General features: G+C 70.9%; 22 protein-coding genes. 16 read left to right on the forward strand and 6 right to left on the reverse strand.

Annotation, left to right across the window (positions count from 1 at the left end):
* The first annotated feature begins 28 nt into the window (after positions 1 to 28).
* The 6 genes from AC1RIF_RS11145 to AC1RIF_RS11170 all read left to right on the forward strand — a co-directional run bounded on the left by AC1RIF_RS11145 (position 29) and on the right by AC1RIF_RS11170 (position 8,111).
* Complete coding sequence (locus AC1RIF_RS11145) at positions 29 to 1,318, forward strand: SWIM zinc finger family protein (RefSeq protein WP_492601434.1); 1,290 nt, start codon at positions 29 to 31, stop codon at positions 1,316 to 1,318.
* Entirely contained in the window at positions 1,315 to 2,730 is a 1,416-nt protein-coding gene (locus AC1RIF_RS11150) for a DUF5691 domain-containing protein (RefSeq protein ID WP_492601435.1), read from the forward strand. The genes AC1RIF_RS11145 and AC1RIF_RS11150 overlap by 4 nt, the downstream gene beginning before the upstream one ends.
* Positions 2,727 to 3,839 (forward strand): ATP-binding protein, encoded by a 1,113-nt coding sequence (locus AC1RIF_RS11155; RefSeq protein ID WP_492601436.1) that lies wholly within the window; start codon positions 2,727 to 2,729, stop codon positions 3,837 to 3,839. The genes AC1RIF_RS11150 and AC1RIF_RS11155 overlap by 4 nt, the downstream gene beginning before the upstream one ends.
* Positions 3,836 to 6,067, forward strand: coding sequence for a DUF5682 family protein (locus AC1RIF_RS11160; protein WP_492601437.1), 2,232 nt, complete (start codon positions 3,836 to 3,838; stop codon positions 6,065 to 6,067). The genes AC1RIF_RS11155 and AC1RIF_RS11160 overlap by 4 nt, the downstream gene beginning before the upstream one ends.
* Entirely contained in the window at positions 6,064 to 7,251 is a 1,188-nt protein-coding gene (locus AC1RIF_RS11165; RefSeq protein WP_492601438.1) for a VWA domain-containing protein, read from the forward strand. Before AC1RIF_RS11160 ends, AC1RIF_RS11165 begins: the two co-directional genes overlap by 4 nt.
* 92 nt (positions 7,252 to 7,343) lie before the next feature.
* A complete protein-coding gene (locus AC1RIF_RS11170; RefSeq protein WP_492601439.1) occupies positions 7,344 to 8,111 on the forward strand; it encodes an SDR family NAD(P)-dependent oxidoreductase in 768 nt (255 codons plus the stop codon).
* A 317-nt stretch (positions 8,112 to 8,428) separates the two neighbouring features.
* Here AC1RIF_RS11170 and AC1RIF_RS11175 read toward each other — a convergent pair whose 3' ends face one another.
* On the reverse strand, positions 8,429 to 8,938 hold the full coding sequence (locus AC1RIF_RS11175) for a pyridoxamine 5'-phosphate oxidase family protein (RefSeq protein WP_492601440.1): 510 nt from the start codon (positions 8,936 to 8,938) through the stop codon (positions 8,429 to 8,431).
* A gap of 272 nt (positions 8,939 to 9,210) precedes the next feature.
* Positions 9,211 to 10,803 (reverse strand): TM0106 family RecB-like putative nuclease, encoded by a 1,593-nt coding sequence (locus AC1RIF_RS11180; RefSeq protein ID WP_492601869.1) that lies wholly within the window; start codon positions 10,801 to 10,803, stop codon positions 9,211 to 9,213.
* A gap of 214 nt (positions 10,804 to 11,017) precedes the next feature.
* Here AC1RIF_RS11180 and AC1RIF_RS11185 point away from each other — a divergent pair, with 214 nt between their 5' ends.
* The 10 genes from AC1RIF_RS11185 (at position 11,018) to AC1RIF_RS11230 (ending at position 18,931) form a co-directional block, all read left to right on the forward strand.
* Complete coding sequence (locus AC1RIF_RS11185) at positions 11,018 to 11,647, forward strand: DUF6474 family protein (protein ID WP_492601441.1); 630 nt, start codon at positions 11,018 to 11,020, stop codon at positions 11,645 to 11,647.
* Between the two features lie 19 nt (positions 11,648 to 11,666).
* A complete protein-coding gene (locus tag AC1RIF_RS11190; protein WP_492601442.1) occupies positions 11,667 to 12,194 on the forward strand; it encodes a hypothetical protein in 528 nt (175 codons plus the stop codon).
* 44 nt (positions 12,195 to 12,238) lie between these two features.
* Entirely contained in the window at positions 12,239 to 12,901 is a 663-nt protein-coding gene (locus AC1RIF_RS11195; protein WP_492601443.1) for a YcnI family copper-binding membrane protein, read from the forward strand.
* The gene (locus AC1RIF_RS11200; RefSeq protein WP_492601444.1) at positions 12,898 to 13,440 is read left to right on the forward strand and encodes a copper resistance CopC family protein; all 543 of its coding nucleotides are present in this window, start codon (positions 12,898 to 12,900) and stop codon (positions 13,438 to 13,440) included. The genes AC1RIF_RS11195 and AC1RIF_RS11200 overlap by 4 nt, the downstream gene beginning before the upstream one ends.
* A 19-nt stretch (positions 13,441 to 13,459) precedes the next feature.
* Positions 13,460 to 14,404, forward strand: coding sequence for a CopD family protein (locus AC1RIF_RS11205; RefSeq protein ID WP_492601445.1), 945 nt, complete (start codon positions 13,460 to 13,462; stop codon positions 14,402 to 14,404).
* Positions 14,405 to 14,613: 209 nt separating this feature from the next.
* Positions 14,614 to 15,975 (forward strand): ArgE/DapE family deacylase, encoded by a 1,362-nt coding sequence (locus tag AC1RIF_RS11210; RefSeq protein WP_492601446.1) that lies wholly within the window; start codon positions 14,614 to 14,616, stop codon positions 15,973 to 15,975.
* Between the two features lie 25 nt (positions 15,976 to 16,000).
* Entirely contained in the window at positions 16,001 to 16,276 is a 276-nt protein-coding gene (locus AC1RIF_RS11215) for a hypothetical protein (RefSeq protein WP_492601447.1), read from the forward strand.
* A 1-nt stretch (position 16,277) separates the two neighbouring features.
* The gene (locus AC1RIF_RS11220; protein WP_492601870.1) at positions 16,278 to 17,792 is read left to right on the forward strand and encodes a sodium:solute symporter family protein; all 1,515 of its coding nucleotides are present in this window, start codon (positions 16,278 to 16,280) and stop codon (positions 17,790 to 17,792) included.
* 83 nt (positions 17,793 to 17,875) lie between these two features.
* Positions 17,876 to 18,058 carry a hypothetical protein gene (locus AC1RIF_RS11225; RefSeq protein ID WP_492601448.1) on the forward strand — a complete coding sequence of 61 codons (183 nt, stop codon included), beginning with the start codon at positions 17,876 to 17,878 and terminating at the stop codon, positions 18,056 to 18,058.
* A 9-nt stretch (positions 18,059 to 18,067) separates the two neighbouring features.
* Positions 18,068 to 18,931, forward strand: a complete 864-nt coding sequence (locus AC1RIF_RS11230) for an SDR family NAD(P)-dependent oxidoreductase (RefSeq protein WP_492601449.1) — start codon at positions 18,068 to 18,070, stop codon at positions 18,929 to 18,931.
* A gap of 60 nt (positions 18,932 to 18,991) precedes the next feature.
* Here the strand turns inward: AC1RIF_RS11230 and AC1RIF_RS11235 are convergent, their stop codons facing one another.
* The 4 genes from AC1RIF_RS11235 to AC1RIF_RS11250 form a co-directional block, all read right to left on the reverse strand.
* On the reverse strand, positions 18,992 to 19,759 hold the full coding sequence (locus AC1RIF_RS11235) for a hypothetical protein (protein WP_492601450.1): 768 nt from the start codon (positions 19,757 to 19,759) through the stop codon (positions 18,992 to 18,994).
* Positions 19,760 to 19,761: 2 nt separating this feature from the next.
* On the reverse strand, positions 19,762 to 20,781 hold the full coding sequence (locus AC1RIF_RS11240; protein WP_492601451.1) for a COG1361 family protein: 1,020 nt from the start codon (positions 20,779 to 20,781) through the stop codon (positions 19,762 to 19,764).
* A 66-nt stretch (positions 20,782 to 20,847) separates the two neighbouring features.
* Positions 20,848 to 21,363: a hypothetical protein gene (locus tag AC1RIF_RS11245; protein ID WP_492601452.1), complete on the reverse strand. Its 516-nt coding sequence runs from the start codon at positions 21,361 to 21,363 to the stop codon at positions 20,848 to 20,850.
* A 313-nt stretch (positions 21,364 to 21,676) separates the two neighbouring features.
* Positions 21,677 to 22,573 carry a LysR family transcriptional regulator gene (locus tag AC1RIF_RS11250; protein WP_492601453.1) on the reverse strand — a complete coding sequence of 299 codons (897 nt, stop codon included), beginning with the start codon at positions 22,571 to 22,573 and terminating at the stop codon, positions 21,677 to 21,679.
* Positions 22,574 to 22,589 lie beyond the last annotated feature (16 nt).

Below are 22,589 nucleotides of genomic sequence, written 5' to 3' on the forward strand. Positions count from 1 at the left end.
TCGGGGATCTGCCATACGTTTTGCTGACGTGACAGAACCCTGGTCTTCCGCGCAGATCGCGGCCGCGGCGCCCGATGCGGCGTCACTGTCGGCTGCGCGTGGTCTGGCGACGAAATGGACCGACACCGGCCGCACCGACACCGCCCTGTGGGGGTCGTGTGGCGGCAGCGGCAAGAATCCGTACCTCGCGGCCGTCGACCTCACCGGCCCCGCGTACCGCTGCTCGTGCCCGAGCCGCAAGTTCCCCTGCAAGCACGCCGTGGGTCTGCTGCTGCGCTGGTCCGAGGATGCCGTGCCGATCGCCGACGCCCCCGAGTTCGTCACCGACTGGCTCACCTCCCGGGCCGCCCGCGCTTCGGCCACGCCCGAGGCGCCCGCGAAGGCGGCACCCGATCCGGCCGCCACCGAGCGCCGCACCGAGCGGATCGCCGCCGGCCTCGACGAGTTGGACCGGTGGCTGACCGACCGGATCGTCGCCGGGCTGGGGTCCGTCGACCACGACGCCGCCGCCTACGACACGATCGCCGCCCGCATGGTCGACGCACAGGCACCGGGTGTGGCCGCCGCCCTGCGCGCCCTGCCGGCGCTCGTCGCCACCGACCCGGACTGGCCGGCACCGCTGCTCGCCGCGTACGGGCGCCTGCACCTGCTGATCCGCGCGTTCCGGGACCGCGACCGGCTGCCGGAGCCGCTGAATCGCTCGGTGCTGACGCATCTCGGGGTCCCCGTGCGCGCCGACGAGGTGCGCGCACAGCCCGCCGTCCGGGACCGCTGGCAGGTACTCGCGGTCCGCACCGCCGACGAGGGGCGTCTGGTCACCCGTCGGGCGTGGCTGCGTGGACGCGATTCCGGCCGCTGGGCCCTGCTTCTCGACTTCGCCCACGGCAGCGCCCAATTCGCTACGGCTGCACCGATTCCGGGAACGCTCATCGACGCCGACGTGCACTACTACCCCGGGGCCGCTCCGCTACGTGCACAGCTGGGCACCCAGCACTCGGCTCCGGAACCGTTCACCACCCTGCCCGACGCCGCCGACCCGGTCACCGCGCTCGACGGCTACACCGCCGCGCTCGCCGCGGACCCGTGGATCCGCTCGTGGCCGATGCTCCTCGCCGACGTCACCCCCACCGTCACCGCGGGGACCTGGCACGTCGTCGACCGCGCCGGACGCGCCCTCCCGGTGGGCGGCGACGACACCGCATGCTGGCAACTGCTCGCCGTCTCCGGCGGCCACCCGGTCACCGTGTGCGGCGACTGGGACGGCACCGCGCTGCTGCCCGCATCCGTGTTCGATGCCGGCACGGTGATCGCCGCATGATCCGCCCCTACCCGGAGTCCCTCACGGCAACAGCACTTCTCGGGACAGCACGATCGACGACGCCACTGTCCGGCCTGCACGCCGCAGCCGCGGCAGCGTCCCTCGACGGCGACCCGGCCCCGACCCTGCTCGCAGCGGCGGCGCTGGAGTCGGCGTTCCTCGCCGGGGCGAGCGGCCCCACTTCGGTATCGGTACCGGCGCCCGCACCCGACGATCCGCGGCCGCTGCTACCGGAGGCGGCGGCAGCACGTCTACGCTCCCTGCTTGTCGTCGACTCTTCGTTGCTGCCCGAATGGTTCGATGCCGCAGCGGGTTTCCGAGCCCCACCGGCGATGGTCGTCTACGTGCTCGACGCCGCGGTCCGCCTCATCGCGAACCGGGAGCAGTTGGTCGCGCTCGCCGGGCCGCGTGGGCAGTGGCTCGCCGCCCGCAACCCCGAGTGGGCGCCGCTGCTCGAGCCGGACCCGAGCGACGACGAGGACTGGCGGCACGGCACCCCCGCCGTCCGGCGGCGATGGTTCGCGACGTTGCGGCGCACCGACCCGGCCGCGGCGACCGCGCTGCTGACGTCCGGCTGGCGATCCGAGAACGCCGACATGCGCGCCGCCCTGGCGACCGCGTTGGCCGACCGCCTCGGACCCGCCGACGAACCACTGCTCGAGCAGGCCCTCGACGACCGCAGTCAACGCGTCCGGCAGGCGGCGGCGGAAGTGCTGCGTCATCTGCCGGAATCCGCGTACGGGCGGCGGATGGCGCAGCGCCTGCGGGAGTGGATCGACGTCGCCGACGGCGTGGTCACCGTGGCCCTGCCCGACCGCCTCGACGACGGCGCCCAGCGGGACGGCCTCGACGACCGCATCGCGCGGCACCCGGACGTCGTGTTGACCCTGGCCGTGCAGTCCGCACCGCTTTCGGTGTGGACCGAGATCGGTGTCACCACACAGGATCTGCCGCGTCTGACGGTGGCCGAACCGTTCAGGTCGGAGCTCGAGCACGCGTGGTCGGCGGCCGTCGCCGCGCAGCGCGACCCCGCCTGGGCGGTGGCGTTGCTGCGCCGCGAGGGCACCGTCACCGCGCCGGTGGCCGCGCACCTGCCGCGCGACGTCGTCGTCGCGCACCTGCTCGCCACCCCCGACGGGGCGCTGCCGGACGCGAGCCTGCTCGAGGCGCTGCCCGCCCCGTGGCCGCACGACGTGACCGCCGCGGTGCTCCGGGCGGTGTACGCGTCCCGGGACCGGACGGCCGAGGTCCGGCACCCGGTGGACCTGCTCGGGCACCGCGCGCCGTTCGAGTTCGAGTCGGTGCTGTCCGACGCCGCGACCCGGGCCGGGGACCTCGACCGCCTGGCACTGTTCGCCGCCGCCGCCGACATCCTCACCCATCGCCGACACCTTCACCAGGAGCTGACGTGACCGACACCCTGACCACCGAGACCACCGAGCCTGTGCTGCTGCGCCCCCACGCCGAGCAGCAGTACGCGCACGAACTCGCGGCGCTCGCTGCGGCCGACGACCGCCCGCGCCCGCCGTCGTGGCGGCTGTCGCCGCACGCGGTGGTGACGTACCTGCTCGGTGGCACCCTGGCCGACGGCACCGTGATCACCCCGAAGTACATCGGCCCGCGACGGCTGATGGAAGTGGCCGTCGCGACCCTGGCCACCGACCGGGCGCTGCTCCTGCTCGGTGTGCCCGGCACCGCGAAGACGTGGGTGTCCGAACATCTGGCCGCGGCGATCTCCGGCGAGTCGACGCGGCTGGTGCAGGGCACCGCCGGCACCGCCGAGGAGGCGGTCCGCTACGGCTGGAACTACGCCCGACTGCTTGCCGAGGGACCGTCCCCCGCCGCGGTGGTGCCGTCGCCGGTGATGACCGCGATGCGTGACGGCGCCATCGCCCGGGTCGAGGAACTGACCCGCATCCCCGCCGACGTGCAGGACGCGCTCATCACGATCCTGTCGGAGAAGACCCTGCCCGTACCGGAGCTCGGGACCGAGGTGCAGGCGGCGAAGGGCTTCAACGTGATCGCCACCGCCAACGACCGCGACCGCGGCGTCAACGATCTGTCGTCGGCGCTGCGCCGCCGCTTCAACACCGTCGTGCTGCCGCTGCCTGCGAGCGCCGACGACGAGGTCGCGATCGTGGTCCGCCGCGTCGAACAGCTCGGCGCCGCACTGGAACTGCCGCCGGTACCCGCTGCCGCGGAGGAGATCCGCCGCGTCGTGACCGTGTTCCGGGAACTGCGCGACGGTGTCACCGCCGACGGTCGCACCAAGGTCAAGTCTCCGTCGGGCACGCTGTCGACCGCCGAGGCGATTTCCGTGGTGACCAACGGTCTGGCGCTGGCCGCCCACTTCGGGGACGGCATCCTGCGCCCGGCGGACATCGCCGCCGGCATCCTCGGCTCCGTCCTCAAGGACCCGGTGGCCGACCGGGTGGTGTGGACGGAGTACCTCGAGGCCGTGGTGCGCCACCGCACCGAGTGGGACGACTTCTACCGGGCGTGCCGCGAGGTGGCCGGGTGACCACCGCGACCGCCGGGGCGCAGGTGCGGGTGTTCGGCATCCGCCACCACGGGCCCGGGTCCGCGCGGGCGGTCCTGCGCGCGCTCACCGCGTTCGAGCCCGACACGGTGCTCATCGAGGGGCCGGCGGACGCCGACGCCCTCGTCCCGCTGGCCGCGGAGGACGGGATGCGACCGCCGGTGGCCCTGCTCGGGTATGCCACGAACGATCCTGCGCGCGCGGCCTTCTGGCCGCTGGCGGCGTTCTCCCCGGAGTGGCAGGCGCTGCGCTGGGCGGTGGCCCACGACGCCGACGTGCGGTTCTGCGACCTCCCGGCGACGCTCGCGCTCGCCGCGGACCGCACCGCCGACGAGGCCACCCGGCCCGATCCGCTGACCGCGCTCGCGGCAGCGGCCGGCTACGACGACTTCGAGCAGTGGTGGGACAGCGTCGTCGAATCCCGTTCCCCTGCAGTCGCGGACGAGTACGGCATCGGTGACGACGACCCGACCTCGGCGTTCGACGCGATCACCGAGGCGATGGCGGCGCTGCGCGACGGCGTCGAACTCGACGACCACACCGCGCGGCGCGAAGCGCACATGCGGCAGGTGCTGCGCGCGACGATCAAGGCGGGAGCGCTGCGCATCGCGGTGGTGTGCGGGGCGATGCACGCACCCGCCCTGGCCGGACGCCTCGGTCCGGCCGCCCCGGACGCCCGACTGCTGCGCGGGATGCCCAAGCTCAAGGCCTCGCTCACCTGGGTGCCGTGGACGCACTCCCGGCTGTCCGTCGCGTCCGGCTACGGCGCGGGCATCGTCTCCCCCGGCTGGTACGAGCACCTGTTCACCGCCCCCGACGACACGATCGCACGATGGCTGACCCGGGTGGCGCGGGTGCTGCGCACCGAGGACCTGCCGGTGTCGAGCGCCCACGTCATCGAGGCCACCCGGCTCGCGGACACCCTGGCGGCACTGCGGGATCGGCCGCTGCCGGGCCTGACCGAGGTCACCGAGGCCACCCGCGCGGTGCTGTGCGACGGTGACGACCTGCTGCTCGATCTGGTGACACGGCGCCTGGTGGTCGGAGAATCCCTCGGCGATGTCCCCGACTCCACCCCGACGGTGCCACTCGAGGCCGATCTGCAGTCCCGATCGAAGTCGTTGCGGCTCAAGCGTTCCCCGACCGACAAGGATCTGGATCTGGATCTGCGCACCGACATCGACCGGCAGCGGTCCCAGTTGCTGCACCGGCTGCGGTTGATCGAGGTGGACTGGGCGGTGCCTGCCCAGTCTTCGGTGCGGTCGACCGGCACGTTCCGGGAGTCCTGGAAACTGCGATGGCGTCCCGAACTCGCGGTGTCGGTGGTCGAGGCCGCCCGGTGGGGCACCACGGTGGTCACCGCCGCGGAGGCGGTGGTGCGTGAGCGGTCCGCAAGGCCCGACGTCACCCTGGCCGAGGTCACCGGCCTGCTCGAGCAGGCGCTGCTCGCCGACCTGCGCGACACCGTCGCGGACCTGCTCGCCGCGGTGGACACCGCGGCGGCGCTCGACCACGACGTCGCCCACCTGATGGCGGCGCTGCCCCCGCTCGTGCGCACCCTCCGGTACGGGGACGTGCGCGGCACCGACCTGTCCGCCCTCGACCGCGTCGTCGACGCGCTGGTGGTCCGGATCTGCGCGGGCCTGCCCGCCGCGGTGACCGGCCTCGACGCCGACGCGGCGGACGCGCTGCGCGGCGCCCTCGACGACGTCCACGCCGCGCTCACCCTGCGCGACGACCCGGCGTCGACCGACCGCTGGCTGGACACCCTCACGACACTGGCCGGGCGCGACGACGTCGACGGGCTGCTCACCGGCCGCACCGTCCGGCTGCTGCGCGACGTGGGCCGCCTCGACACCGCCGACACCACCGCCCGGGTCGGGCGCGCGCTGTCCGCCGGGGTCGCGGCGGCGGCGAAGGCCCGGTGGATCGACGGGTTCGCCGGTGGGAGCGGGCTGTTGCTCGTCCACGACCGGGACCTGCTCGCGCTGATCGACGCGTGGGTGTCCGGGCTGCACGCCGACGAGTTCCTCGACGCGCTGCCGGCGCTGCGCCGCACCTTCGGTGGGTTCGGCCCCGCGGAACGGCGCACCCTCGGCGAGATCCTGCGCGATGGGCAGCGGGCCGCCGCCACCGACCTCGCCCTCGACACCGACCGCGGCGGTCGTGCCCTGACGGCCACCGCCCTGATCCTGGGGGTCCCGGCATGACGACACCGATCGACGACGAACGGATGCGCCGCTGGCGGCTGCTCCTCGGCGACGTCGCCGAGGAGTCCACCGGCGCGCTGGCGTCGGCGTCGGACACCGCGATGGACGCGGCCCTGTCCGCACTGTACGACGACCGCGGGCCCGCGAACGGAAACCCCCGGCGCAGTGCCGGCCTCGGCGGTTCCGCACCGCGGGTGGCGCGCTGGCTCGGCGACATCCGCACCTACTTCCCCACCTCGGTGGTGCAGGTGATGCAGCGGGACGCGATGGAACGGCTCGGGCTGACCGAACTGCTCCTCGAACCGGAGTTGCTCGAGGCCGTCGAACCGGACGTCCACCTGGTGGGGACGCTGCTGAGCCTGAACCGGGTGATGCCGGAGACCACGAAGGCCACCGCGCGGGTCGTGGTGGAGCGGGTGGTGCGCGACATCGAGGAGCGTCTGGCCCGGGCGACCCGCTCCGCCGTGACCGGGGCACTGAACCGGGCGGCGCGCACCACCAACCCGAAACTGCGCGACCTGGATTTCCACCGCACGATCCGCGCGAACCTGCAGCACTATCTACCGGAGTACCGGACGGTGGTGCCGGAGCGGCTGATCGGCCACGGCCGCCGGTCGCAGGCGGTGCAGCGCGACGTCGTGCTGGCGATCGACCAGTCGGGGTCGATGGCGTCGAGCGTGGTGTACGCGTCGGTGTTCGGTGCGGTCCTCGCATCGATGCGATCGCTGCGCACGTCGCTGGTGGTCTTCGACACGGCGGTGGTGGACCTCACCGACAGGCTGTCCGACCCGGTGGACGTGCTGTTCGGCACCCAGTTGGGCGGCGGCACCGACATCAACCGCGCGATCGCCTACGGCCAGTCGCTGATCACCCGCCCCACCGAGTCGTTGTTCGTGCTGATCTCCGACCTGTACGAGGGCGGGATCCGCGCCGAGATGCTCTCGCGGGTGGCCGCGATGCGTGATGCCGGCGTCCAGGTGGTGGTGCTGTTGGCCCTGTCCGACGACGGAGCACCGGCATTCGACCGGGACAACGCGGCAGCACTTGCCGCACTGGGTGTTCCGGCGTTCGCGTGCACCCCGGACCGGTTCCCGGACCTGCTGGCGGTCGCCCTCGAGCGCGGCGACGTCGCCGCGTGGGCCCACCGGCACGACCTCGCGGCGACATCCGGCGGGCCTATGTGAGCACAGGCCCAGCGCCGCCAACCACCCCGCGTTATGGTGCAGATCACCACGGACGGCCGAAGAGGGCCGACCCGGAGCGAAGGGGAACAGCAGTGGAAATCCAGGGAACTGCGGCACTGATCACCGGGGCGGCCTCCGGGCTCGGGGCCGCCACCGCCAAGCGCTTCGCCGACGCGGGTGCCACCGTTTTCGGCCTGGACCTGGCACAGTCCATCGAGCGCGCCGGGGACAACGTCCCGGCCGGCGTCACCCTCATCCCCACCGACGTCACCAGCGAGGCCGAGGTGCAGGCCGCGATCGACCAGATCACCGAGTCGGGCGTGCCGCTGCGCACCGTCGTCAACTGCGCCGGTGTCGGCTGGGCGGGCCGCATCCTGTCCAAGAACGGCCCGCACGACCTGGAACTGTTCCGCACCGTCATCACCGTCAACCTGCTCGGCACGTTCAACGTGATGCGCCTGGCGGCGAACGCGATGCAGCACTTGCCGACCGTCGACGACTCGGGCCAGCGCGGCCTCATCGTCAACACCGCATCGGTGGCGGCGTTCGAGGGCCAGATCGGTCAGATCGCGTACACCGCGTCGAAGGGTGGCGTGCACGCGATGACGATCACCGCCGCACGCGACCTGGCGCAGGTCGGCATCCGGGTCAACACCATCGCCCCCGGCACCATCGACACCCCGATGCTCGCGGGCGTCACCGACGAGTACCGCAAGAACCTCGAGGCCGGCATCCCGTTCCCGTCTCGCCTCGGCAAGCCCGACGAGTACGCGCAGCTGGCACAGTTCCTCGCCGAGCACGACTACCTCAACGGCGAAACCATCCGCATGGACGGCGCTCTGCGCATGGCGCCGCGGTAACGATACGAAAAAGTCGATGCGCGTAGCTGATTCGACTACTACCGTGGCCGACATGCAGCGCGCACTGATGATGACGACGCCGGAGAGTATCCCGGCGCACTGATTGCCGACTGAGTCCGAAGCCCCGGGGCGAGTGCCCCGGGGCTTCGTCGTCTGGTCACTCGCTCCCCGCCCGCGAAGTGGACCTGTTCGACACCGACCCGCTGATGGGGGCCGGGCTGCCGTAGTGGCTGCCCGACGACGAGATGGACCACGCCGAACGCCTGGTACAACGCTGCCTCGACCTCGCAGCACCGATCTGTGGGAGATGTGAGCGGTCAGAACCTCCAACGAGTCTGCGCGTACACACCTTTCGCGAAGGCGAGCACGGTGCCCGGTTCGATGCGGAACACGGTGGCCGGTCCGCCGACGGTGTTGACGAACTGTCCGTCCGAGACGTCGAAACTCCAGTCCGGCCCGTACTTCGCGCGGTAGGCGTCGGCGATGCAGGTCAACGACTCGGGATCCGAGACCCGTACCGCCCTTCCCTCGATCACGACGTCCAGTCCGGATCCGAGGGCATTCGACCCGGTCGTCAGCACGCACGCGCCGGATCCGGAGAGGTTGCGCGCCTTCTGCTCGTCCGGCCCGGTGCAGAAGTGCATGCGCCCGTCGAGCCGGACCGCGATCAGCGGCGTCACGTGCGGTCGGCCGTCGGAGCGGACGGTGGACAGCCAGAACACCTCGGCGACGTCGAGTGCCTCCGTAACCTGCGTCCACGTGGAGGGCGGCGCGGTCTCGTCGCTGTACCGGCGGTCGATTTCGGCGGCGGGCAACTGTGCGGTCATGGGGATCTCCCGTCTCGTGGGGGTGCTGTCACAGGTACAGACCCGGACCCCGCCGAAGACTCATCGCAAAGGGCCCGTGCGCGCCGGCCGCACAGGCCGGGGTGCACGCGTTGCCGTTCGGACCTCAGATGCCGGGGAGGCTGCCGAGACCACCCAGCGGGCCGCCGACGAGGCTGGCCAGGGTCAGTCCGAGAGAACCGAGAATCATGCGTGTCCACCTCCGCTCAGGAGTCGACGTCATCGAATCCCGAACGGTGACAACTGGTCTGCTCTTAGTCCAATTCGACCGATATGCCCTGTTTCGGGAGGAGTTCCGACTCGTGTGGGATCTCGTCCACCGCCCTGTCGGACATCCACTCGCGCAACACCTTGGTGGCGACGACGTCGTCCTCGTTGTACTCGAGCAGGCGCTGCCGCTGGGTCAGGTCGGGCTCCCCGTCGTAGCCGACGGCCTCGCGGTACCAGCTCATCGATGCCTCGCCGCTGGCCTCGGCATCGCGCCAGTGGAACCCGGCCACGGGGGCAATCTTCTTGAGCCCCTTACCGTTCGGGCACACAAAGTTCTCGCCGACGGCCTGGTAGATGTCCACCCACTGCGGGCTGTCGATGAACTCGCGGATCTCGGCGACGGTGGGGATGCCCGGGGCGCCGGCGAAGCGGCGGGCAGAGTCGAGCAGCCACTTGTCCTCGGCGGACCGTGAATAGCAGTAGGCGGCAAACGTTTTCCCGACAGCCGCGGCACCGGCCCGCTCGGCCATGAGCCACGTCCAGAACTCGGCGAACGACCGGGCCTCGTCGACCGTCGGCACCGGGTCCCAGCTGACGAACGGGCGGTACACCGACGTACCGGCGATATTCAGCAGCGTGCCCCACAGGTAGGCGCCGTGCTCCTGGTAGCTCTCCATGTCGACGTCCACCTCGACGTCGGCCCGGGTCACGGTCACCGTCGCGTGCCGCCGCACCAGCGGCGCACCCGACAGCCATGCCTTCGCGGTGACGACGGTGTCGTGGAACGAGTTGTGCGGCCACTCCTCCGGGGGATCGCCCTCCCACGCGGCCAGCTGCTCGATGGTGGTCACGCCGTGGTCGCGGAGCACGTCGGCGCGCGACCCGCTCGCGACCAGGGACACGTCGCGGCTCTCCTCGAGCTTCGCGCGACACCCGGACCACCACGGGCAGGAGCGGCACTCGCCGATCTGCGACGGCACCGTCACGAGCTCGCCGCGCGCGACAGCGATGCGGTCCGCGAAGCGCTCGTCGTAGTCGTCGAGGACGGTGGACAGGTCGTGCACCAGCACACAGTCGGCGCCGTAGCCGATGGCGCCGCCCAGCAGGGCGGGACTGGCCAGGTCGTGCCGCTCGAGCATCCGGTACACCTGCGCCAGCCGCATCTGATCGCGCAGCTGCGCGCGTACCTTGCGCTTCTCGTCGACGACGGGAGCCCACTCGAACAGCCCCGACGTGGTGGCGCCGCGACCCGGATCGGTGACCTTGTGGTTGACGACGATCACCGGGATGTAGCCGCCGCGGTCGACGTCGCGCAGCAGGATCTCGACACGGCCGCGCCGACCGGTGTCGCGCTCGGCGGGCAGCATCGCGCCCCAGATCTTGGCGACCCCGGCCCGGCACGCGTCGAGGGTGTCGCGGGCCCGCTGCCCGGCCGGCCCGTCGGGCGCGATCCGCACCCACGCGTCGGGGTCGGCGTCCATCAGCCGGACCCGGACCGCCTCGCGCTGCGCGGCCGCCGCCTCCTGCCGCTGCTTCACGCCGGTGTTCTCGGGCGCGTCCGCCAGCAGATCCGGGTAGGTGGCGTCCAGGTGGACCCGATGGCGGCACCGGGTCAGCGCGCCCGGCTCGAGAAGCACGGGGGGCACGGGGACCAGGGAGGCGCCGAGTCTCGCCGACGCCGCTGAGTCAGCGGTGTCGGCGCCGTCCTGCGGGCCGATCGGGGAACACACGATGTGGAAGATTATGTGCTCACCTAGGGTAAAGCCGAAAGCGGCAGAGCATAAACAAGCACGGATATGCTGTGACGCAGTCCGCCGCCGCGCCGAAACACCAGATGGAGGGGCCTTTCCAGTGGGGTTGTTCAAGAAACGTAAGCGGCGCGCCACGCGCAAGGCCGAGGCGAAGGCGCTCAAGCACAAGGCCAAGCTCGAGGCCAAGCTCGGCGCCAAGAACGACCGCAAGAAGCACCGGTCGGACTCGAAGGCCCAGAAGAAGGTCGACAAGGCCCAGATCTCGGCGCTGAAGGCCCAGGAGAAGGCGGCCGTCAAGGCCGCGGAGAAGGGCCTGACGGTCGCTCAGCTGCGCCGCTACATGGGCGTCGCCCGCCTGCTCGCGCCCGTCGTGGTGCCACTCGCGTACCGCGGCGCGACCGCCCTGCGCGGCCAGCTCGACACCCAGCGCGCGCAGCGGATGGGCATCGCCGTCGACCAGCTCGGCGAGTACACCGGCCACGGTGCCAAGCTCAGCGCCCGCATCGCCGGCGCCGAGAAGTCCGTCGACGAGATCGTCACCCGACACCCCGGTGACGCGGAGACCCAGCAGTTCGCGACCGCGATCCGCGCCCGCCTCGTCGACCTCGGAACCGCGGTCAACGCCGCCGAGCAGATGCCGCCGGCCCGCCGCAAGCAGGCCCATCACGCGATCTCTGCCGAGCTCGACGGCGTCGAGGCCGACATCCTGGCCCGCCTCGGCGTCCGCTGACCGGTCCCACCCGATCGCCGTGTCCGTCACCCGCCCCGCCCCGACCGCCGCGCTCCGCGGCGGAGCGGTGGGCGCGCTGGCTGCGGCGCTCGCCATCGCGGCACACGGCATCGCCGGCGGTGGTTTCCCCGACTCGGCGGCCCTGACGCTGCTGCTGGCGTCGTGCGCGGGCGTCGGCACGGTCGTCGGCGGTCTGCCGGTGCTGACCCGCAGCCGCACGGCACTGCTCGCGGCGCTCGCGGCCGGGCAGGGTGCCGGGCACCTCGCGCTCACGCTCGCGTCGGACGCGCATGCCCACGACGGGGTGCCCGCCGCCGCGATGCTGGCCGCGCACGCAGCGGCCACCGTCGTGTGCGCGGCTCTCGTCCTCGGCGCCGAACGCCTGTACGGGCCGATCACCCGCGTGGTCCGGGCGGTCCTGGCACCGCCCAACCCCGGCGTCGAGTCCACCACGACGTCGCTGCCGCGGCCGCTGAACCGGCGCGCGCCCCGCCTGACTGTGCTGGCCGCCGGCCTGACCCGGCGCGGGCCGCCGATGCACGCGTGATCCGCGTCCATCGCATCCCCCCGCACAGAAACGACACCCGAGCAATGAAGAGAACACTCTCCCGCGCCCTCCTCACGGTGGGCGCCGCCGGCAGCGCGCTGCTGCTGGCCACCGGCGTGGCATCCGCGCACGTCTCCGTCGCCGCACCCGGCGCCGAGCAGGGCGGCTACTCCGTCCTCACCTTCCGCGTCCCCACCGAATCCGACACCGCCGGCACCACCGCACTGACGGTGCAGCTGCCGAACCTGAAGTCGGCGCGCACCGAACCGCTGCCCGGCTGGACCTCGACGGTCCAGAAGGATCCGGCGTCCGCCACCGCGACGTCGGTGACGTGGACGGCCGATCCCGGCGTGAGTGTCGGGCCCGGACAGTTCCAGCAGTTCGTGCTGTCCGCCGGACCGCTGCCCGAGCAGGGCTCCGTGGAGTTCCCCGCCACCCAGACCTACAGCGACGGCACCGTCGTGCAGTGGGATCAGAAGCCCGGCGCCGACGGCAGCGAGCCGGACAAGCCGGCCCCGACACTGACGCTCGCCGCGGGCAGCACCGCCGGTCACGCACACGCCGCCGTCGACACCTCCGACTCGGGCGACGAGACCACCCACAACGCCGACACCACCGCCCGCTGGCTGGGCGGCATCGGCCTGGTCCTCGGTGCACTGGGCGCCGCCCTTGGCATCGGCGCGACGATCCGGAGCCGCCGCTCATGACCGCGCAGAGGATCCACCGCTTCCGCATCATCGCCGTCGGCTTCGTCGCGATGCTCGCGACGATGCTGGGGGCCGGCACCGCGTCCGCGCACTCGGCAGTCGTGTCCAGCACCCCCGAGAACGCGGCGCAGATCGCGACCGCCCCGGAACGGGTCACGGTCACGTTCAACGAGGCGCTGCAGGAGAAGTTCGCGTCGCTCACCGTCGTCGGCCCGGACGGCAACCTGTGGTCCAAGGGCGACCCGACGGTCCAGGGCGACAGCGTCAGCGTCCCACTCGACGGCCTCGGCCCGGTCGGCGAGTACACGATGGCCTTCCGGGTGACCTCCGCCGACGGCCACCCCGTCAGCGGCACCCGGGTGTTCACCCTCACCCAGGAGGGCACCGGCACGCCGGGCCAGAAGGTCAACGGACAGAACGAGACCGGCAGCGACGACTCCGGACCGAACCTGCTGGTCTGGGGACTCGTCGGCGCGGGCGTCGTCGTCTTCGGTGGCGGCCTGTGGTTCGCGCTGCGCAAGCCGCGCGGCGAGAACTGACGGACCGGACAGCGCGCGGATGAGGACGGCGAACGTCGGCCGGCCCTGGCTGCTGTTCGCCGTCCTCACCGCGCTGGCCGGGGTGGCGATCGGGTGGCTGCTCGCCACCCCCGACGGCCCCTCCCCCGCCAGTACCGTGCGGGTGCTGGCCGTCGGCCTCGGTGCGACGGCGTTCGGTCTCGCCGCGTGGCAGTGGCTGCAGCGCGACGAGCGCCGACCCGCGCTCGACCCCGGTCTGCTGTGGCAGTCCACCGCCGCGGTGGCCGGTGCGTGGACCGTGGCCGAGACGGTGCTACTGGTGCTCGAAGCCGCCGAGGCGGAGGGGCGGTCCCGGTTCGCGGTGTCCCCGACGACGGTCGTCGACTTCGTGCGGGTCGTGAACACCGGGCGTCTGGGCGCCGCGACAGTGGTGTGCGCCGCCCTCGTCGCGCTGATCTCGGCGGTCGCCTACCGCCGTAGCCTGCCGTGGCCGGCCGCGCCCGTCCTGGCGCTGGCGGGCCTGGCCCTCATCGCGCGTCCGATCAGCGGCCACATGTCGCAGCAGTGGCTGGGGTCGCTGCTCGACGCCGGCCACGTCCTGGCCGCGGCCACGTGGTTCGGCATGCTGGTGGCGCTCGCGCTGACCGCCCGCTCCCGCGGCGCCTGGTCCACGCTGCTGCCGCGCTACTCGACGGTTGCGTGGCGGTGCGTGTGGGTGCTCGCCGCCACCGGTGTCGTCAACGCCGCGGTCCGCCTCGGCGGTGTGGCCCCGCTGGTGACCACCGGGTACGGCCGGGTGGTGCTCGCCAAGGTGGCCGCGCTCGCCGCGCTGGTCGCGGCCGGCTGGTGGCTGCGCCGCACCTGGGTGGCCCCGGCCGCCGGACACCGGATGGGCGCCGACGCGTCCCTGCGCCGTGCCGTCGGCGAATCCGCCGCGATGGCAATCGCATTCGGCCTCGCGGCCGCCCTGGCGACCACCGCCTGACGATTACCGCAATCCTCTCCGATCCGTCAGTTGACGGATACCACCGGGCATTCACCTGCGGCATTTGGGCCGGTCACCCGATGGATCGTGATCTACCTCACTCCTAGCGTGAAGGATGTTGCGGCACAGTGCCGCAACCGTGATGTCGGCGAGGCCGACGCGCTCGTCCCCGCAATGAGCGGCGCGACCCTAGTTTTCAGGAGTGCACGGTGAGTGATCTGGCAGAAACCACGAATGCGAGGGCCCCGCACGGGGACGTCGAACGCAAGGTGTTCGACGCGGTCGACGCGCTGCGCGACGACATGACGGCGATGCTCTCGCAGATCATCGCGATCCCGAGCGTCAATCCGAAGTACCCGGGGCAGAACTACGACGAGGTGGTCGGACTGGAAGGGCGCGTGAGCGAACTGCTCGCGGAGGTCTACGAGGACAGCGGCGCCGATGTCGAACGCTGGGCGGTCGAGCCCGGCCGGACCAACGCCGTCGGAACGATCAAGGGAAACGGCGGGGGTCGATCACTGATCCTCAACGGCCACGTCGACGTCGTCCCGCCGGGCAACACCGCGAAGTGGGAATCGGGTGACCCGTTCTCGGGCCGCATCGACGACGACCGGATCTGGGGCCGCGGCGCGAGCGACATGAAGGCCGGTCTCGTGGCTCAGGCGTTCGCGGTCAAGGCGCTCCAGCGTGCCGGCGTGCGACTCGACGGCGACCTGATCATCCAGGCCGTCGTCGGCGAGGAGGTGATGGATCACGAGTGCGGCGTGACCTCGACGCTCGAGCACGGGTACCGCGCGGACGCGGCGGTCGTGGCCGAACCCAGCGGCCCGACCCAACTCGGCGTCATCCCCGTCACTCCGGGCCTGCTGTGGTTCTCGGTGACGGTGGGCGGCAAGGCAACCCACTCGTCCATGCGTGGCCAGACCATCCGGGCGGGCGGAGGCGGATCGTCGATCGGCGTGAATGCGATCGACAAGGGCATGCTCGTGTTCCAGGCGCTGCAACGACTCGAGGAGGAGTGGGCGTTCACGAAGACGCATCCGCTGTTCTCCCCGGGGCACTTCACGATTCATCCCGGCGTCGTCACCGGCGGACCGCACGGAGTGCTCGTTCCGTTCATCCTGTCCGAGTACATGACCATCGAGTACTGCGTCTGGTATCCGCCACAGGAGGACCCGGAGAACGTCAAGGCGGAGATCGAGGCACAGATCGACGCGATCGCCCGGACGGACGGCTGGCTACGTGATCATCCGCCGGTGGTCGAGTGGAAGCTCAACTGGCCCGCCAACGACCCCGGCGCCGCGGCCGACGACATCGTGGCCGCCGTGTCGCGCGCACACACGAGCGCCGCGGGCACCTCCCCGTACGCGGGCCCGCCGACCGTCGCGGGCTTCTGCGCCGTCGAGGACTGCTCGTTTCTGACCAATGCCGGAGTCCCGGCGATCAGCTACGGACCGGGCGACCTGCGCGTCGCACACGCCGACGACGAATACTGCCTGATCGACGAGATCCACACCGCAGCAAAGACCTTCGCTGCATTAGCCCTCGACTGGTGCAACAGCGCCTCCTGATCCGCGGAATGCAGAGGTTTCCACCATGAAAGACTTCATCCGTGGACTCGATCCACGCACCATCAGACTGGTCTTCGGCGCGATCTACCTGGTCACCCTGGCGATGGCGATCTTCCCACCGTTCTATCTCTCGTCGAGCGGTGTCTCGACGCTGGTGTTCGGCCTTCCCTGGTCGGTCACGTACTGGCTCCTCGACGCCCTGATCCTCGGACTCGCGCTGTGGGCGCTCTATGTCGTGGAGGACATCCGCGGCGAACTCGACGAGGACCTGCCCGCCGCGTCCACGATCGGCGGTGAGTGAGATGGCAGTGATGCTCGGAATGCTCGCGGTGTTCTACGCGATCGTCATCTACATCCTCTACGCGACCCAGCGCAGCGAGAAGCCGTCCTTCACCGAGTATTCGGTCGGCGGCCGCAGCTACGGCCCGTGGTTCGTCGCGATGTCGTACGTCAATTCGTGGTGGCCGGGCGCGGTTTTCATCGCATTCTTCGGAATTGCCGCCGGCGCAGGAGTATTCGCCTTCTACGGGCTGGCGTACTCCAGCCTCGGCGTGGCGATGATGTACTTCATGGCCACCCGCGCGTGGCGCTGGGGCGCACGGTACAACCTGCGGTCGCAGCCCGACCTCCTCGAGATGCGCTTCGGTTCGCGTGCCGTGAAGGTCATCGCGAGTCTCATCGGCGTCGTGTCGCTCTTCCCGTGGGTGGTGCTCGGTATGCAGGCGCTCGGACAGCTCTTCGAGGTCGCGAGCGAGGGCCGATGGTCGCTCACGACCGCCCTGATGGTGGGCCTGGCGGTGATCGTGATCCGCCAGTTCTGGACGGTGAAGATGGGCATGCGCGGACTGATCATGACCGACGTGTTCCAGGGCATCGTCGCGTACGTGTTCGCCGCAGCGGTGTGCCTGTTCATGCTCTTCGGCCTCGGCGGCTCCCCGATCAGCTTCTCGACGCTGGCGTCGCTGCCGGAGGAAATGCTGCGGGTTCCCGGTGACGGCGACGGCTACGGTCCGCTGTACCTGTTCAGCCTGATCTTCACCGGCGTCATCGGTTCGCTGTGCTGGCCCACCAGCTTCCAGCGCATCTATACCGCATCGGGGGTGCGGGCCGTCAAGTCCGGCACGATCCGCACCGTCGTCCTGTCCGGCGTGTTCTATTCGCTCCTGATGCTGCTCGCGATGGCGGCTGCGGTGGTGCCCGGTGTCGCGGACGCACCGCAGAACGGCTGGTTCACGCTCATGGACCAGTACGGCGGAACATGGATGCTGGGTCTGGCCGTGACGATGGTGTTCGCCGCCTCGATGGGCCACATCGACGGCAGCGTCCAGGTGTGTGGGCTGCAGATCGCGAACGACATCATCCGGTCGGAGAAGCGGCCGCTGACGGATTCGATGCTGACGTACGTCGCGAAGTCGTCGATGGTGGTCTTCATGGCGGCGGCCGCGCTGGTCGCGTACCTGACGTTCGACATGGACCGCCTGCAACTGCTCGCCCAGATCTCCTACCAGGGCATCGTGCAGCTCGCCGTGCCACTGTTCCTCGGCATCTTCTGGCGCGGCGGCAACAAGTACGGCGCAATCGCCGGCATGTCCGTCGGGTTCCTCACCGCCGTGGTGTTCACGTGGTTCTACCCGGACGACATCGCGGGGCTCGGCAGCCTCACCGGCGGCGTCGTCGCGATGGGACTCAATCTCGTCGTCTACCTGGTCGTCTCCGCGATGACCGGGACGAGCAAGGAGGAGCAGGCCCGCGTCGACGCCCTATTCGTCGAGGCAGCCCGCCCGACCGCGGTCGCGGCCCCCGCCGCCACCGTGTGATCGACAGCGGCTCCGACGTCGAGTGCCGCGACGTCGGAGCCGCACCCGTTCCCGTATCCCCACACCCCGAGAGGCCGGACATCATGGGACGCGAAGACGCCGAACTGATCACCTTCGCCGCACGCTGGGCGCCGTTCGGGGGCCCACCCGCCGACGAAGTGTTCGTGAAGTTCGGCATCACGTTGCCGCGCTTCCGGATCCGCGTACAGGAGGCCGCGGCTCGTATTCGGTCGGAACGGCTTTCTCGCGCCGCCAATCCCCTATGATCCCTCAGCATGATCTCGGCGAAGGCCTGGTGGTTCCAGGCGCGACACGCGTTGGATACCCGCAGCCCACTGAGCGCCGTGCGCGGCCGACGGTCGCTGTCCGACGCCGTGGCGGGGCGAACCGTCCTCGTCACCGGCGCATCCTCCGGGATCGGTAGGGCCGCAGCGATCGAACTCGGCGCCGCCGGTGCCGTCGTACTTCTCGTCGCCCGACGCGCAGCCGAACTCGACGAGACCGCAGAGGCGGTCCGTTCCCGCGGCGGGAAGGCGACGGCCTACCCGTGCGACCTCAATGACGCCGACGCGACGGTGACGATGATCGCGAAGGTCCTCGCCGACCACCACGTCGACATCCTGGTCAACAACGCGGGCCGCTCGATCCGGCGCACGCTTGCCCAGTCCTACGACCGCGCACACGACTTCGAGCGCACCATGAAGCTGAACTACCTGGCCGCCGTGCGGGTGATGCTGGGCGTGCTGCCGGGGATGCGGGAACGACGGTACGGACAGGTGATCAACGTGCTGTCCGCCGCGAACCTGTTCGGCGGTCCGGGTTACGGCGCATACGTGGCGTCGAAGGCCGCACTCGACGAGGTCTCCACCAGCTTCCAGGCCGAAACCCTCAGCGAGAACATCACGTTCACGTCCATTTACATGCCACTCGTGCGCACCGACATGGTCGCCCCCAATTCGCAGTACCGCAACACGCCGGCCCTCACCGCCGAGGAGGGTGGTCGGGTGATCTGCGACGCGATCGTCGACCGCCCCCGACGCATCGGACCCACCTTCGGACGCCTCACGCGACTCGTCGATGCGATCAGCACCGAACGCGCCGACGCCGCGCGTCACCGGCGATTCGCGTCCGGTATCTGAGCCACGCGGCAGCGGCGTTCGGACTCGCGGCGGCGGTGGCGACCACCGCCTGATCCGGGGTCAGGCGACAGAGACCGTGACGGTGCCCGAGTACGTCCCGACGGCGGCTCCGCCGGGGTAGTCGACCCGGAGCCGCGGGGTCCATGTGACCGTCTCCGACGGCCAGATGCTGCCCGTGCGCGCGACAACGGTCTTCGGAGTTTCGAGCGTCTGCGTCGGCGTCGAGGTCGAGCCGCCGACATTGCCGGCGATGGCGGTCGCGGAATAGGTGACGGCGCTCTTCGGGATCGTGCCGTTGGGGCCGACGAAGTCGGTGGACGACGCTGTGGCGGTCCAATCGACCGGCGAGCCGATCACACCACCGGTCGAGGTCACGGAGATGAGCGTCAGGGTTCCGCTCGCCCCCTCCGCTCCGGGGATGATCGTGCCCCACCTCCCTGCGACGGTGATCGACAGACCAGCTCGGCCCGCGGCGGCCGCAGGTGCGCCGTTCCGGATCGGCCCGGTGGTAGTCGTCGGCACCGCACTCGACGTGGTCGGCGCCGCGGTCGATGAAGTCGTCGTGGTGGTGGTGGTGGTGGTCGCGCCCGCCGTCGTGGACGGCGTGGGCGTGACTTCCTCGGTGTCGTTCCGGGAGACGTACCGGCGAGGGGTCGTGGTCGGCGCCGCGGTCGTGGTCGTCGGCACCGCGGTCGTCGTCGATTCCGTCGTCACCTCGTCCACCCCGTCGGAAGGTGCGGCCGTGGCTGTCGGCGCACCGGCGAGGACCAGCACGCCGGCGGCAGCGAGAGCGAGACGGAAGGCGCGGGGCATCCTGCTGTGCCACATGACTACTGCTCCGTTCCCGAGGGACGACGCTTCCGAACCACCAGATAGGCACCGCCTCCGGCGACAGCGAGCACCGCCACCACGATCCCGGCGATCAGCGGCCACGACGTCGAATCGGACGCGCCCACGGAGTCGCCGTCCCCCTTGTCGGGGAATGTGAGCGTCGCCGACGTGTCGTGCTTGATGATTCCGCTCTCGAGCGTGACGTCGGCCTTCCACGGACCGGCGGGCAGCGTGGTGCTGTCGGGCACGGAGATGACGACCTCGCCGGCCTCGCCGGGTGCGATGGTCGCGACCGCACTGTCGATGGGACCGGCCGACAGGCCTCCGGGTCCGCCCGAGAGGTTGAGTGCGCCGGAGAGATCGACCGCGCGACCGCCGGTGTTGGTGACGGTTGCGACGACGGACGCGAGACCGTCGGGCCCGCGCCGCGGGGTGAGGCTGGAGATGGTGAAGTCGGCGGGCGGCCCGTTGCCCGGTCCCACCGAAAGGTAGACGCGAACCCCGACCCGCGATTCGTTGGTGATGCCGTTGGAGGCCGGCGCCTTGTGCGACGCCCAGATCACCGCGTACTGCTCGACCTCTGGCGCATCATTCGGCACGGTGATCGTCACCGCCACCTCGGCCTGTTCACCGTCGGCGAGTTCCACCGTCGGGCGGTCGACGGTGATCCACGACGTGAGGGCGTTCTTCTCGCCGGGCTCTCCCAGCGCGAACACACCGTCGGCGACACGGGCCGCACCGCCGTAGACGTCGATCTTCGCGGGCTCGCCGGTGTCGTTGGACACCATCACGCGCCGGGTGATGGTGGTCCCGGGCGGAAGGTTGTCGACGATGTATCGCATGGCCCGGGGATCGTCCTTGAGTGCGACCGGCGCGTCGAGCAGGCGGATGCCGATCGAGCCGCCGGGATCGCCCGCAGGCTGGTCCGGCGCAGCGAGGGCGGACGCCGGAACGCCGACCGCGACGAGAAGTGCAGCGAGGAACGCGAGGAGGCTACGCAGCGCGGGGAGAGAACGCATGGATCACTTTCTGGCAGAACGGCCGGGGACGCGTGCAGCGTCCCCGGCCGGTGGGTGCCGACCGCTCTAGGCGACCGAGACGGTGATGGTGCCGGAGTAGTTTCCGATGGCAGCGCCGTCGGGGAAGTTCACGGTGAGCGCCGGGGTCCAGGTGATCATCTCGAGCGGCCAGGTGAGCCCGGTGCGGTTGACGACCGTCTTCGACGAGTCCAGGGTCTGCGGACCGGTCGACTCGAGGGTGCCCGGGCCGACCTTGCCGGCGACTACCGTCGCCTGGTAGACGACCGCGCTCTTCGGGATCGACCCGAAGTCCGTCGAGGTGGCGCTGGCGACCCACCCGCGGGGCGCACCGTTGCGGTTGTCGGTCACCGTGACGGTGGGGAGGGTTCCGCTCGCCTTGCCTGAGACGGGGACGATGGTGCCGACCGGCCCGCCGGTGATGAGCGACAGGTTGCCGCCTTCACCGACGATGGCGAACGTGACGTCGGTGTCGGCCGCGGTGGCGGCATTCGCGGCGGTGGCAGGGACGAGAAGACCGGCGGCGGCAACTAATCCGGCGGCGAGAAGCGTTACTTTGCGCATGATTCCTCTTCGGGGGCGTTCGGGTCGAACAGACAGCTGCCCGTACCGAATAGAACCAAACGGCCCGATTCGGGGGTCGCCTATTGATACTCGACAGTTGGTCAAGTGTCCAGTAGGGACGGGGAAATATTTTCAAGATCGGCACGGACGCTACCCCTAAGCGTTTGTTTGCGGTGCCGTTTTCGGTAGCCATCCCGCCCGGATCGGGCGATGCCGTTGTCGGGCACCGACTCTGATCGCTTTCGCAGTCGCTGCCCACCCGACGCATCGATATCGGCCATCGCGACCTCGCCGCTGACCGTGGTCCGCCGCCTCACCACTGCGGCATCAGCTCGGACTGCCGCTCGGCGACCATCTCTCGGATCGCCTGCAGCACCGTGGTGGCCGCAGGTCTGCGGAGCCGCCGCGGCGCCAGGCACGCCGTGAACTCGAGGGTGATGGCGACGTCCGACTGCAGCACGCGATGGAGGGTCGGCTCGCGCTCGGCCACGAATGCCGGCAGCAGACCGATACCGGCACCGGCGAGGGTCGCGGCGGTCTGCGCCTGCACGCTGGTCGAGCCGAAGGTGACCTTGTGACTGCCGGTGAGCTTGGCGAGTACGTCGAGATCCTCCACCCGGAGCAGGCCCTCGATGTAGTAGACGAGGGAGTGGCCCTCCAACTCCTCGAGCGAGGTCGGCAGGCCGCGTTCGGCCCGGTACGCGTCGGACGCGTACAGGCCGAGCCGATAGTCGGTCAGCTTCTCGGCACCTGGCCGACCGAGCACCGGCTCGCCGACCCCGATCTCGATGTCGGCGCCCGCCCCGAACGCGCTCAGCCGTGTCTGCGTGACGATCTCCACCAGTAGGTCCGAATTGATCCGGTGCAGATCCGCCAGCAGAGGCGCGATGAAGTGAGAACCGAAGGCTTCGGTCGTGGCGATCCGCACGAGCCCGGAGAGTTCGCGCTCGCGGGGAGTGATGCTCACCAGGTCGCGCACATCGGTCAACGCCGATTCGATCTGCTCGCACGACCTCAGCAGCCGGTGGCCGAGATCGGTGAGCTCGCACCCCTGGACGCCCCTGACCAGTACCGGCGCGTGCAGTTCCGCCTCGAGCGCCGACATCCGCCGCGAGACCGTCGCATGGTTGAGACCGAGTGCCGAGGCCGCCCCGACGAGGGACCCGCATCGAGCGATCTCCAGCAGCACCACGAGGTCGTCCGCGCGCACAGTATCTCCCAGCTCG

The sequence above is a fragment of the Prescottella sp. GW823-FHT02E09 genome (genome assembly GCF_058797375.1).

Excerpts from the sequence above, each read along its gene's own strand:
- AC1RIF_RS11150 (WP_492601435.1), top strand. The coding sequence starts at position 1,315 with ATGATCCGCCCCTACCCGGAGTCCCTCACGGCAACAGCACTTCTCGGG.
- AC1RIF_RS11165 (WP_492601438.1), top strand. The coding sequence starts at position 6,064 with ATGACGACACCGATCGACGACGAACGGATGCGCCGCTGGCGGCTGCTC.
- AC1RIF_RS11175 (WP_492601440.1), bottom strand. The coding sequence starts at position 8,938 with ATGACCGCACAGTTGCCCGCCGCCGAAATCGACCGCCGGTACAGCGAC.
- AC1RIF_RS11195 (WP_492601443.1), top strand. The coding sequence starts at position 12,239 with ATGAAGAGAACACTCTCCCGCGCCCTCCTCACGGTGGGCGCCGCCGGC.
- AC1RIF_RS11200 (WP_492601444.1), top strand. The coding sequence starts at position 12,898 with ATGACCGCGCAGAGGATCCACCGCTTCCGCATCATCGCCGTCGGCTTC.
- AC1RIF_RS11205 (WP_492601445.1), top strand. The coding sequence starts at position 13,460 with ATGAGGACGGCGAACGTCGGCCGGCCCTGGCTGCTGTTCGCCGTCCTC.
- AC1RIF_RS11215 (WP_492601447.1), top strand. The coding sequence starts at position 16,001 with ATGAAAGACTTCATCCGTGGACTCGATCCACGCACCATCAGACTGGTC.
- AC1RIF_RS11220 (WP_492601870.1), top strand. The coding sequence starts at position 16,278 with ATGGCAGTGATGCTCGGAATGCTCGCGGTGTTCTACGCGATCGTCATC.
- AC1RIF_RS11225 (WP_492601448.1), top strand. The coding sequence starts at position 17,876 with ATGGGACGCGAAGACGCCGAACTGATCACCTTCGCCGCACGCTGGGCG.
- AC1RIF_RS11230 (WP_492601449.1), top strand. The coding sequence starts at position 18,068 with ATGATCTCGGCGAAGGCCTGGTGGTTCCAGGCGCGACACGCGTTGGAT.
- AC1RIF_RS11235 (WP_492601450.1), bottom strand. The coding sequence starts at position 19,759 with ATGTGGCACAGCAGGATGCCCCGCGCCTTCCGTCTCGCTCTCGCTGCC.
- AC1RIF_RS11240 (WP_492601451.1), bottom strand. The coding sequence starts at position 20,781 with ATGCGTTCTCTCCCCGCGCTGCGTAGCCTCCTCGCGTTCCTCGCTGCA.
- AC1RIF_RS11245 (WP_492601452.1), bottom strand. The coding sequence starts at position 21,363 with ATGCGCAAAGTAACGCTTCTCGCCGCCGGATTAGTTGCCGCCGCCGGT.